The organism is Streptomyces sp. CB01635 (assembly GCF_002803065.1).
Classification (GTDB): domain Bacteria; phylum Actinomycetota; class Actinomycetes; order Streptomycetales; family Streptomycetaceae; genus Streptomyces.
In genome coordinates this window covers 1-10,289 of the sequence record NZ_NNBL01000054.1, presented here as the reverse complement: position 1 = coordinate 10,289, position 10,289 = coordinate 1, and the positions used below count along the sequence as shown (strand labels likewise).

General features: G+C 69.2%; 12 protein-coding genes and 2 pseudogenes. 5 read left to right on the top strand and 9 right to left on the bottom strand.

Annotated elements, in window-relative coordinates; genetic code table 11:
• Positions 1-61: 61 nt before the first annotated feature.
• A pseudogene (locus CG723_RS45700) lies at positions 62-250 on the bottom strand (transposase); the annotation flags it as partial.
• A 250-nt stretch (positions 251-500) separates the two neighbouring features.
• Between CG723_RS45700 and CG723_RS48595 the strand changes: the two are divergent.
• Positions 501-635, top strand: a pseudogene (locus tag CG723_RS48595) (transposase); the annotation flags it as partial.
• Between the two features lie 61 nt (positions 636-696).
• Here the strand turns inward: CG723_RS48595 and CG723_RS45690 are convergent.
• A complete protein-coding gene (locus CG723_RS45690; RefSeq protein ID WP_100599460.1) occupies positions 697-2,088 on the bottom strand; it encodes an MFS transporter in 1,392 nt (463 codons plus the stop codon).
• 105 nt (positions 2,089-2,193) lie between these two features.
• On the opposite strand from CG723_RS45690, the gene CG723_RS45685 reads away from it, so the two are divergent.
• Positions 2,194-2,763 carry a TetR/AcrR family transcriptional regulator gene (locus tag CG723_RS45685; RefSeq protein ID WP_100599459.1) on the top strand — a complete coding sequence of 190 codons (570 nt, stop codon included), beginning with the start codon at positions 2,194-2,196 and terminating at the stop codon, positions 2,761-2,763.
• Between the two features lie 3 nt (positions 2,764-2,766).
• Here the strand turns inward: CG723_RS45685 and CG723_RS47250 are convergent, their stop codons facing one another.
• The gene (locus CG723_RS47250) at positions 2,767-2,934 is read right to left on the bottom strand and encodes a hypothetical protein (protein ID WP_442802651.1); all 168 of its coding nucleotides are present in this window, start codon (positions 2,932-2,934) and stop codon (positions 2,767-2,769) included.
• Between the two features lie 301 nt (positions 2,935-3,235).
• The gene (locus CG723_RS45680) at positions 3,236-3,814 is read right to left on the bottom strand and encodes a TetR/AcrR family transcriptional regulator (protein ID WP_100599463.1); all 579 of its coding nucleotides are present in this window, start codon (positions 3,812-3,814) and stop codon (positions 3,236-3,238) included.
• Positions 3,815-3,896: 82 nt separating this feature from the next.
• Between CG723_RS45680 and CG723_RS45675 the strand changes: the two genes are divergently transcribed.
• Both CG723_RS45675 and CG723_RS45670 read left to right on the top strand, forming a co-directional pair.
• A complete protein-coding gene (locus tag CG723_RS45675; protein ID WP_100599458.1) occupies positions 3,897-4,670 on the top strand; it encodes an oxidoreductase in 774 nt (257 codons plus the stop codon).
• Positions 4,671-4,702: 32 nt separating this feature from the next.
• The gene (locus tag CG723_RS45670) at positions 4,703-5,071 is read left to right on the top strand and encodes a VOC family protein (RefSeq protein WP_100599457.1); all 369 of its coding nucleotides are present in this window, start codon (positions 4,703-4,705) and stop codon (positions 5,069-5,071) included.
• Here the strand turns inward: CG723_RS45670 and CG723_RS45665 are convergent.
• The 4 genes from CG723_RS45665 to CG723_RS45650 form a co-directional block, all read right to left on the bottom strand.
• On the bottom strand, positions 5,026-5,406 hold the full coding sequence (locus CG723_RS45665) for a hypothetical protein (protein WP_100599456.1): 381 nt from the start codon (positions 5,404-5,406) through the stop codon (positions 5,026-5,028). The genes CG723_RS45670 and CG723_RS45665 overlap by 46 nt on opposite strands.
• 509 nt (positions 5,407-5,915) lie before the next feature.
• A complete protein-coding gene (locus CG723_RS45660) occupies positions 5,916-6,857 on the bottom strand; it encodes an alpha/beta hydrolase (RefSeq protein WP_100599455.1) in 942 nt (313 codons plus the stop codon).
• A gap of 37 nt (positions 6,858-6,894) precedes the next feature.
• Complete coding sequence (locus tag CG723_RS45655) at positions 6,895-8,241, bottom strand: MFS transporter (protein WP_100599454.1); 1,347 nt, start codon at positions 8,239-8,241, stop codon at positions 6,895-6,897.
• A gap of 115 nt (positions 8,242-8,356) precedes the next feature.
• Entirely contained in the window at positions 8,357-9,163 is an 807-nt protein-coding gene (locus CG723_RS45650; RefSeq protein WP_100599462.1) for a class II aldolase/adducin family protein, read from the bottom strand.
• 126 nt (positions 9,164-9,289) lie between these two features.
• On the opposite strand from CG723_RS45650, the gene CG723_RS45645 reads away from it, so the two are divergent.
• Positions 9,290-9,850, top strand: a complete 561-nt coding sequence (locus CG723_RS45645) for a TetR/AcrR family transcriptional regulator (RefSeq protein ID WP_234374900.1) — start codon at positions 9,290-9,292, stop codon at positions 9,848-9,850.
• On the opposite strand, the gene CG723_RS45640 is transcribed toward CG723_RS45645, so the two are convergent.
• A partial coding sequence (locus CG723_RS45640; RefSeq protein ID WP_107489235.1) for an IS630 family transposase occupies positions 9,847-10,289 on the bottom strand: 443 nt, incomplete at its 5' end. The genes CG723_RS45645 and CG723_RS45640 overlap by 4 nt on opposite strands.

Below are 10,289 nucleotides of genomic sequence, written 5' to 3'. Positions count from 1 at the left end.
CTACGGAAACGCTACGAGCGGCCAACCCGACCGCGCTCCGCTACGGCCAATACAAGTCGGGAACCTCATCACGGGCATCGTCGGCATCCCAGGTTGCCCCGTTCAGCAGCCGCTGGAGGCCGTCGGGGGTGTGGTGGCCGGCGTATTCGGCCAGTTGCCGGCCGTTCTTGCGGCCGACCGGCCCGAGCAGGGCGCGGACATGGTCACGCATCCGGCGTCGTAGGTCGGCGCGGCCGAAGCGGTGCCCCATGCGGAGAAGGAGGTCGTTGAGTTCCCGGTCCCAGGCCGCGTCCGTGAGGTCGTCGATCACGCTGGCAGGCTGCCCGGATCGCAGCCCAGACAGTTCTGAATGCACTCGTTGGAGAGGCAGTCCGCCAAGACCACCCCTGACTCACCATCAGCTAACTACATTCGCGATGACGCCTCTGACCAGGCCAGATAGCGAAACGCTGCTGGAGTATTGGGGCGTTTCCTTCGGATCATCCGATCGTTGGTCTGATGTGTCGTTGGCTGATGCGCAGTGGGCGCGGATTGAGCCGTTGCTGCCAGACCGGACGCCGAAGCGTGGCGGCCGGTGGCGGGATCATCGCCAGGTGATCGACGCGATTACCTGGAAGTTCCGCACCGGTTCGCCACGCGACTCGAAGCGCCCGGCGAGCGCGCAGTTGGCGCTGTCGGTGGACGCCTGGAGGCAGTTCACGGAGTTCGCCGCGCGCTGAGGTCGGGGCGCTGCGGCGCAGGCGCGGGCGTCGGCCGGAACTTCACCAGCCATAGGCCGGTGCACACCGCGGTGGCCAGGGTGACGGCTCCGGCCACGGCGAAGGCGCTGTCGAGACCGGCCTCGAAGGAGGCGCCGCCGGACTGCCGGGCGCGGACCACGGCCCCGAGCACCGCCACACCGAGCACCGCGCCGATCTGCCGCGTGGTGCTGCTGATGCCCGAAGCGAGGCCGCCCTCCTGTGGGTCAACCGCCTGGATGGCGGCGCCGGTGAGCGGGGACATGGTCAGGGCGAAGCCGACGCCGACCGTGGCGAGCCGCCACCACACGTTGGCGTAACCGGTGTCGGCGTGCACCCCGCCCAGCGCTAGGAGCCCGAGCCCCGCCAGCGCCAGGCCGCTGGTGACGATGGACCGGTAGCTGTACCTGGCGGCGAGGCGGCCCGCGAAGGGGCTGACGACGACCATGGCGAGGGTCGCGGGCAGGGTCTGAAGTCCGGCCCGCAGGATCGAGCTGCCCTGGACGTACACGAAGAACTGCGAGAAGAAGAACGACGAGCCCATGAGCGCGAACCCCACCACGATCATGGCGGAGTTGGAGACGGTGAACAGCCGCTGGCGGAACAGGCCCGGCGGCAGCATCGGTGCGGGGTGACGCCGCTCGACGGCGACGAACGCGGCGAGGAGGACGGCGGCCGCGGCGAAGCCACCGAGGATCACCGGTGAGGTCCAGCCGCGCGAGCCGCCTTCGATCAGGGCGTAGGCCAGGGTGCCGACCCCGAGGACGGACAGGATCGTGCCCGGGATGTCGAGGGCGCGGGCGTCCGGGTTGCGGGACTCCTCCAGGACGCGTCGGCCGGCCACCAGCAGGACCACGCCGATGGGCACGTTGACCAGGAAGATCGCGGGCCAGCCGAACGCCTGCGCCAGGACGCCTCCGGCCACGGGTCCGGCGGCCAGGCCGATGCCGCTGAGCCCTGCCCACAGCCCGATCGCCCTGACCCGTTCCTGCGGGGCGGGATGCGCGGCCACCAGGAGTGCGAGTGAGGCGGGGCTCAGGGCCGCGGCCCCGACTCCCTGCAGCACCCGCCCGGCCACCAGCCAGCCGACCGAGGGGGCGATGCTGCACAGCACGGACGCGGCGGTGAACACCGCGACACCGCTCAGGTACACGCGCTTGCGGCCGAAGCGGTCGGCGAAGACTCCGCCGGACAGCAGCAGCATGGCGACCAGCAGGACGTAGGCGTCGACGATCCATTGCAGGCCGGTCAGTCCCGCGTCCAGGCGGTGCTGCATGTCGGGCAGTGCCGCGCCGACGATCGTGTTGTCGAGTAGCACCATGAACTGCCCCAGGCAGGTCACCACGAGCATGACGTCCCCTCCCTCTCACCTAAAGCAGCCAGTAGCTGCATTAAGCCAGACCGTAGAGCGGTTGGGCATGCAAACGCAAGTACGGGCTGCTTTAAGGTAAGAGGCATGGATGAGCAACAGCGCACCCGGCGGCCCGGCGGACGCAGCGCCCGGGTCGGCGCGGCGGTGCACCAGGCCGTCACCGACCTGGTGGGCGAACGCGGGTACGGCGGATTCACCGTCAGTGAGGTCGCGGCCCGCGCGGGCGTCGCCGACACCACCGTCTACCGGCGCTGGGGCAGCCTCGAAGCGCTGCTCACCGACGTGACGCTGACCCGCCTCAACGCACGGTCACCGATGCCCGACACCGGGGACCTGGTCGGTGACCTGCGCACCTACGCGGCCGCCGTGGCCCGCGAGATCACCGGACCCGACGGTCTGGCCGTGCTCCGCTTGGCCGTCGTCCTGTCCGGCTCCGGACCCGAGGGCCTGCGCCTGCGCGACGGCTTCCTCGCCGAACGCGCCCGGCGATTGCAGTCCATGCTCGACCGGGCGCGCGAGCGCGGGGAGCGGCCCCCCGACGCGCTGGCCGTCGTCGACCACGTCATGGCCCCGATGTACATCCGCGTCCTGTTCGGCGCGGGCCCGCTCACCGCGGAGTACGTGGAGGGCCTGGTCGACCGGCTGCTGCGCTGACCGTCAGGCGGCCAAGTAGTCGGTGTTGTCCGCCCATTGGTCGACGGCACCGGTCAGCGGGCGGTCGCGCAGTGCCGGGTCCGTGAGCGTACGGGCCAGGGCCTGCGCGAAGCGTTCGGCGTGCAGGGCCTGGAACGGGCGGCTGTGGTGCGGGCGTCGGGCCGGGTCCACGTGGCGGCCAGACCGCTGTCGTTCTGCAGGGGAGCCGACCGCAAGCAGCCTCCCAGCCGGCGGCGGAGGCCGCGTCCCCGCCGTCCAGCTGCGGGCCGAGACCGAGGGCGCCGAATAGCCGTTGAGAGGGTGCTCACGCCTCGCTCTCGTCGTTTTCGTCCAGTTCCGGTGCGTCCCTGCCGTCGGCGCCCTGTGCCCGCTGCGCGACCCGGACGCGCCGGAGTTGGACGAGGACGGCGGCGGGAGCGGTCAGGAGTAGCGGGCGGGATCTGACCGGCGGCGCATGACACCCGGCCGCGGCTCAGGTTGCCTGTGAGGCGCCGTGGCGCAGGCCGTCGTAGAGGAGGGCGGTGATCTGCCGGGCCTCGACCAGCCAGCCCTCCGTGGCGCGCATGCTGCAGATGCCGCCCAGGGCGCGCAGCAGGGTGGGGCCGGTGACGTCGTCGCGGACGGTGCCGGCCGCGCTGCCGGCGTCGAGCAGCAGGGAGAGGGCGTTGGCCATGCGGGTGCGTGCGTCGTCGAAGACCGGTGAGTCCGTCGCCATGATGCTTTCCAGGACGGTGTACATGCCCTTGCCCACCGCCGCGTGGTCCACGAGCAGCAGCAGGAAGCGCCGCAGGGCCTCCTGCGGAGTGTGCTGGTCCAGCAGGTCGCCGGGCGCGGAGCACAGGTCGTCGACTTCCTTGCGGTAGACCTCCTCGATCAGCGCTTCGCGGGTTTCGAAGTGGCGGTAGAGCGTTCCGACGGCGACGCCGGCACGGCGGGCGATGTCCTCCACGTGTGCGTCGGTGTCGCCGCCGAGGAACGCCTGGCGGGCCGCGGACAGCAGTGCCTCGCGGTTGCGCCGCGCGTCGGCGCGCAGCGGGCGTGATGCCGGCAAGTGAACCTCCATAAGGTGAGTCTGGTTCCGTTTACGTGTACCGTTTCCGGAGTCAGGTTCATCTTACGGAGGCGAGATTCCCATGCCCATCACGCACGACAGCCTCGACGGCCTTCGCGTACTGGTCACCGGCGGCAGCCGGGGCCTGGGCGCGGCGACCGTGCGCCGCTTCGTTGCCGCAGGCGCGAGCGTGCTCACGGCCTCCCGCCGTCGGCCCGAGGAGGACAGCGGCGCCAGATTCATCGCAGCTGACCTCTCTACGCAGCAGGGCGTGGCCGAACTCGGCCGCCGGGTCGTCGAGCAGGTGGGCGGCGTGGCCGCGCTCGTGAACAACGCGGGCGCGGCGAGCGCTCCGGCGCCGACCCTGAGCCGGTCGGACGCATCCTGGCAGGCGGACCTGGAGATGAACCTCCTCAGCGCCGTGCGCCTGGACCGGGCCCTGGTGCCGGGAATGGTCGAGCGGGGCTCCGGCGTCGTCGTGCACGTCTCCTCGATCGCCAGCCAACTGCCCCAGCGCACCGAGGCGTCCTACGCCGCCGCCAAGGCCGCGCTCAACACCTACAGCCGCGAACTGGCCACCGAGGTCGGCGAGCACGGCGTGCGAGTGGTGTGCGTCCTTCCCGGCTTCGTCGTCACCGACGGCGCCACCGCCCACCTGAAGTACATGGCCGAGAAGCAGGGCATCACCACCGAGGAGGTCACGCAGCAGATCGTGGACCACCTGAAGGTCCCCATGGGTCGCCCCGGCGATCCGGAGGACGTCGCCGAGATGATCGCCTTCCTCGCCTCCGACCGCGCGAAGTGGCTCACCGGAGCGCAGTTCCGCGTCGACGGCGGCATCATCCCCACCGTCTGAGCAACCACCGACAGCACGAACAGGACACCCCCATGCCCATCACCCTGACCTCCGTGATCATCGACGCAGCCGACATCGATACGGAGAGCTCCTTCTGGCACCGGCTGCTCGGCGGCTCCCTCACCCCAACCCCGACCCACCACTTCATCCAGGCCCCCGGCCTCCCGGCGATCGTCGTCCAGTCGGCCCCCGGACACACCGCCCCGAACTGGCCGGACGGCACCTCCCAGCAGATGCACCTCGACTTCGGCGTCGACGACCTCGCGACCGCCGACCGCACGGCCACCGAGGCCGGCGCCACCCGACTGCGGCCCACCGCCGAGGCCACCCCGGAAACCCACACCGGCAGCCGCGTCTACGCCAGCCCGGCCGGACACCCCTTCTGCCTGCGCTCGACCTGAGCCGGCCGCCGTCCACCGAGCATCGCCAGATGCCCGTTGTCGCGCGGCAGCCGGCCGGTGGCCTGGGCAACAGCGGCGCGCAGCCGCTCCATGCCGATGGTGTTGCGCAGCAGCCCGCCGACCATCTCGTCCTCGATCCCGCTGTCGACCAGGACCGGCAGGATCTCGTCCAACAGCGCCTGCCGACCCTCCCCGGCAGCGGCGCGGGCGGCCAGCTCGTCCCGCATCTTGATGCGCGCCCGGCTCTCCCGCGCCGAGACGGCCTGGTCGAACAGGCTGATGACCTCGTCCAGCACATCGGCGGCGGACTGCGAGAGCCGGCCGCAGCGCAACACGCAAGGAGGCGGCCCCGGACCGACCGGGCCGCCTCCTTGCAACGACACCGCGCTTTCAAGCTCAGTAACTCCCACAACTGTGTTCGATGGCGCGGAGGGCGGCAACGGCCGGCGCGGCGACCGCGGAGGTTGAAGCGGGATTACTGCTGCCCCAATCGAACAGTTCCAGACCGTGGTGCCTCCCGAAGTGGGACGCTCATCGCCGAACTGAGGTACGGGCAGGGCCGCACCGCCCTGTGGACCGAGGTGCAGCGGCACGTGATGGCCAGGCTCGACTGGCTCCCGCCTCAGCAGCGACACGAACGCTGGATGTTCTGGCCAGCTTTGTCACGCACGCGCTGGCGGACCGGGAGAGCCTGATCGCGAACGCCTCCTCGAATCCGCTCACGCCCCATGACTACTTCGTGGCACATGTCATCGACGTCGGCGAGGCGATCACCACCAGGCGGTGAGGTCTGGCAAGGCAACATGGCGTGCTCCGCTGCCGTTGCTTTCGACTGTGCGATCGCCTATGTCAAGGACGACCGCAGGACGTCCAGAACTTCGGCGCGCCACTGACGAGCGGACGGGAGAGCGGCGGTGAGCATCATCGATGTGTGCACATGGCCTTGGCCGAGCGTGTGGGACACCTCGACTCCTGCTTCGTCCAGGCGTTCGGCGTACGCCGCGCCTTCGTCTCTGAGCATGTCGTACTCAGCGGTCATCACGTGCGTCCGCGGAAGGCCGGAGAAGTCGGTGGCCCGAAGCGGGGAGGCGAGCGGATGGGAGCGCTGCTCGGGTGAGGCGACGTAGGCGGTCTTGGCCAGAGCCATCGTGGTCGCGGACAGTGCGAAGCCCTCCCCGAACTGTCGGTGGGATTCAAACTCCCGCACCAGGTCCGTCACGGGGACCTCCAGGATCTGGAGGCGGATGTGGGGACCGCCCTCGCCGCGGACCTTGGCCGAGAGCGCGGCCGCGAGATTCGCGCCTGCGGAGACCCCTCCGATGCTGATGCTGTCGGCCCGGCCACCGATCTGCGCCGCATGCTCGGCAGCCCAGAGCAGGGCGGCGTAGCAGTCTTCGAGACCGGTGGGGAACCGGTTCTCGGGAGCCTTTCGGTAGTTGACAGCCACGACGACCTGGCCGGCACCGGCGGCACGCTCGCGGCAGCAGACATCGGTGGAGTTCTCGAAGATCGACCCCGAGATCCAGGCGCCGCCATGAAGGTAGAGATGAATCGGATGGGGGCCCGGCCCGCCCGGCCGGTACATCCTCAGGGCGATCTCGCCGCCCTTGACCGGCAGTCGCACGAGGCGCACTTCTGCGACGGCGGGGCCGCGTTCCATGTATTGCCCGGACAGCCGGTCGAACAGTTGGCGTTTCGCCGTACGGAACTGCTCCGGGTCGTCGATTTCCGTGGCCGGGGCGGGCAACTGCTTCACGAGTGATGCGAGCAAGGGATCAAGAGGCATGGCGGACTCCTGAGGTGGCGTGGGAGATTGGCCGGCATCAGTCGGTCTCTGCGATACCGGACAGATTGACCCTGGTGGTGCCGGCTGAGGCGGATGCCGTCGAGCGGTGCCGGGAGCGGACGAGCGGAGTGAGTGCACCGATGGCCGCTGCCAGAGCGGCCACGAGATACATGCCGTTCAGGGCTGATCCCGTCGACTGTTCGATGTGGCCGAAGGCGAACGGACCGGCGAATGCACCCAGCGCTCCGATGGAGTTGACGGCTGCCAGGGCGGCCGCGGCGCCGATGCCGGACGTCGCCGTCATGGCGAAGGCCCACACGACGGTCGCGATCCCCATCACGAGCAGCATCGCGATGCCGAGCAGCAGTGCCTGCGCGATGACTCCATGGGCGCTGGGCAGCGCGAGGCTCGCCGCGAGTGCTGCGCTCATGGATCCCGCGATCAGTGTCCACTCGCTGCCCGCGCCCGTCCGACGGTAGATCCGGGGAAGCAGCAGAACGCCGAGCAGGGGGCCGAGGGTGATCAGGGCGACCACGCCGCCGATGGCTGCGGTGCCGCTGACCCCCATGTCTTCGACCATCGCAGGCCCGAAGAAGACGGGACCGGAGAGAGCGGCTTGGAGTAGCAAGTAGAGGGCGGCGCTGATCAGGACTGTCGGGTTGGTCAGCGACGTGGTGATCGTGGAGGCGGGGACCGGTTCCGTCGGCCCGCGCTCGGCGGCGGCCTCGGCGAGCGCCGACGCTTCTTCTGCCCGCAGCCAGCGCGCATCCTCGGGGCGCGAGGGAAGCCGCATCCACACCACGATGCCGATGAGCACACTGGCGCCCCCCTCGATCAGGAACATCCACTGCCACCCGTGGAGCCCGACCGTTCCGTCCAGGTAGAGCAGGCCGCTGCCGATCGGTGCGCCGACGAGGCCGGCGGCCGTCGCCGAGGCCAGAAGGAGGCCGACGGCCTTGGCCCGCTTCGGCTGTGGGAGCCAGACGCTGACGAGGTACATGAGTCCCGGATAGAGCCCGGCTTCGGCCGCGCCGAGCAGGACGCGGGCGAGATAGAAGGTCCATTCGTCGTGGACGAACATGGCGGCAGCGGTGATGACGCCCCAGGTGACGGAGATACGTCCGATCCACCACCGTGGTCCGACCTTGTGCAGAACGAGGTTGCTGGGGATTTCCAGAAGCATGTAGCTGATGAAGAAGATGCCGGCGCCGAGACCGTAGGCGGCAGCGGACAACCCGATGTCCGCCCCCAGCGAGTCCTTTGCCATGGCGATGTTGGCCTTGTCGATGCTGGCCGCGAAGTACACGACCACCAGCAAGGGAATGAGGTGGGCCATGACTTTCCTGGCTGCCTGATCGCGCATGTCCGTCTGCCGTGTGCTCATCCTGGCCTCCTGGGACCGGCCTTGCTCCGCGCTGAGAGCGGACGCAGAGGGGAAGGGGTACTGAGAATGAAAGGCAGTTGCCGGGTTCGCCGGGGGCGGAGGGCTCGCTGATGTGCTACTCGAAGAGGTCGGGTTCTTCGCGGACGATCTCGTCCCACAGGGGACGCAGCTGGAACCATCCCGAAAGTGGGGTGCCGGTCTGTTCCCGGACCACGACCGCGCTGTCGTGGTCGATGTGCTTGGGGGTGCCGGCGGCCATCGCGAGAAGTTGCGCCTGGCAGGAACGCTCCATGGTGATGAACCACCAGGCCGCTTCCGGAACGGTCTGCCCCACAGTGAGGTTTCCGTGGTTCTGGAGGATGACGGCCTTGTGCGGGCCGAGCGCCTGCCCGATCCGTCGGCCCTCCTCGGTGTCGTTGACGACGCCCTGGTAGTCCGCGTAGAGGCCGTGGTCCTCGTAGAAGGCGCAGGCGTCCTGGGTCAGCGGGTCGAGGCGGACTCCCAGGCTGGAGAAGGCTTTGCCGTACGTCGAGTGGGCGTGGGCGGCGGCGACGACGTCGGGGCGGGCGCGGTGCACCTCGGAGTGGATGCAGAACGCCGCGCGGTTCACCGGGCGTGAACCTTCCACGACATTGCCCGCGCTGTCGACCAGGAGCAGGTCGGATGCCCTGATGTGCCGGAAGCTCATGCTGAACGGGTTGACCCAGAAGCAGTCCGGGTCGCCGGGGTCGCGTGCGGTGATGTGCCCGGCGACTCCCTCGCCGAAGCCGAGTTTGCCGAACAGCCTGAACGATGCGGCGAGTTCCTGCTTGCGCAGCTGCCGCTCGTCCTCGACCGACAGCCCGGCCGGACGCAGGTTCAGAGCTGCGATCTGGTCTTCGGTGCCAAGAGCCGCCTGTGTGTCGGCTGTGAGTGTCTCCATGGAGCCCTCCATAAAATACATATCTGTTCATTTATGGCTGGCCGGTACTCTGGCACGCGCCGCAGGCACCGTCAATGGATTGGGGAGGATGCCATGGCGAAGGGTGCACAGACTCGCGCGCGAAGCGTGTCGAGACTGCAGGCAGCGGCGCTCGAGGTGTTCGCGGAGCGCGGCTTCCATGGCGCGTCGATCGAAGAGATCTGCACGCGGGCCGGGTTGTCGCGAGGGGCGTTCTACTCGAACTTCGAGGACAAGGAGGCCCTGTTCTTCGCCCTGTTCGACGAGCACGCCGACCGTGAGGTGGCTCGACTGGACGCGGCGATCTCGGATGCGTCAACGGTCGAGGAGGCACTCGACGGCCTGACGGGCGACGGGAGCGGCGACGAGGAACGCCTGTGGTTCCTCGCCTCCACGGAGTTCACGCTCCACGCGATCCGGAACCCGCAGACCGCCGAGCGGCTTGCCGAGCACGATCGCCGACTGCGGGCTCGGCTCACCGAACTCCTCACGGGGTTCTTCGCCCGTGTCGGCCGGCACGGGAACCTGGACCTCGACCCGCTCGCCCGGTTGCTCATCGCCCTCCACGAGGGCGCATTGATGCAGTCCCTCATCGAACCCGATCGGCTGCCACCGGGTGAATTGCAGCGCCGGTTTCTGCCGGCGATCCTGAGGGCCGAGGACTACTAGTGTCCTGCGCCGGAGATTCGTCGGCAGAAGCGGGCGAGTGAGTCGAGGATCTCTTCGGCTGTCTTGGTCCAGGTGAACGGGGTTGGATTCTCGTTCCACTGCTTGACCCAGGCGCGGATGTCGGCCTCCAGGGAACGCACACTCTTGTGCGCGCCGCGGCGGATCTTCTGGTCGGCGAGGAAGCCGAACCATCGCTCCACCTGGTTGATCCACGAGGAACCCGTGGGCGTGAAGTGCAGGTGGAACCGCGGGTGTTTGGCGAGCCATGCCTTGATGGCCGGGGTCTTGTGGGTGCCGTAGTTGTCGCAGATCAAGTGGACCTGCAGATGCTCAGGGACCTCATTCTCGATCTTGATGAGGAACTTCTTGAACTCCGCCGCCCGGTGTCGGCGGTGCAGTGAGGTGATGACTTCGCCGGTCGCGACGTCGAAGGCCGCGA

What these genes read in the sequence shown, in the direction of transcription:
- CG723_RS45690 (WP_100599460.1), bottom strand. Translation starts at nt 2,088, where the DNA reads ATGCTCGTGGTGACCTGCCTGGGGCAGTTCATGGTGCTACTCGACAAC.
- CG723_RS45685 (WP_100599459.1), top strand. Translation starts at nt 2,194, where the DNA reads ATGGATGAGCAACAGCGCACCCGGCGGCCCGGCGGACGCAGCGCCCGG.
- CG723_RS45675 (WP_100599458.1), top strand. Translation starts at nt 3,897, where the DNA reads ATGCCCATCACGCACGACAGCCTCGACGGCCTTCGCGTACTGGTCACC.
- CG723_RS45670 (WP_100599457.1), top strand. Translation starts at nt 4,703, where the DNA reads ATGCCCATCACCCTGACCTCCGTGATCATCGACGCAGCCGACATCGAT.
- CG723_RS45660 (WP_100599455.1), bottom strand. Translation starts at nt 6,857, where the DNA reads ATGCCTCTTGATCCCTTGCTCGCATCACTCGTGAAGCAGTTGCCCGCC.
- CG723_RS45655 (WP_100599454.1), bottom strand. Translation starts at nt 8,241, where the DNA reads ATGAGCACACGGCAGACGGACATGCGCGATCAGGCAGCCAGGAAAGTC.
- CG723_RS45650 (WP_100599462.1), bottom strand. Translation starts at nt 9,163, where the DNA reads ATGGAGACACTCACAGCCGACACACAGGCGGCTCTTGGCACCGAAGAC.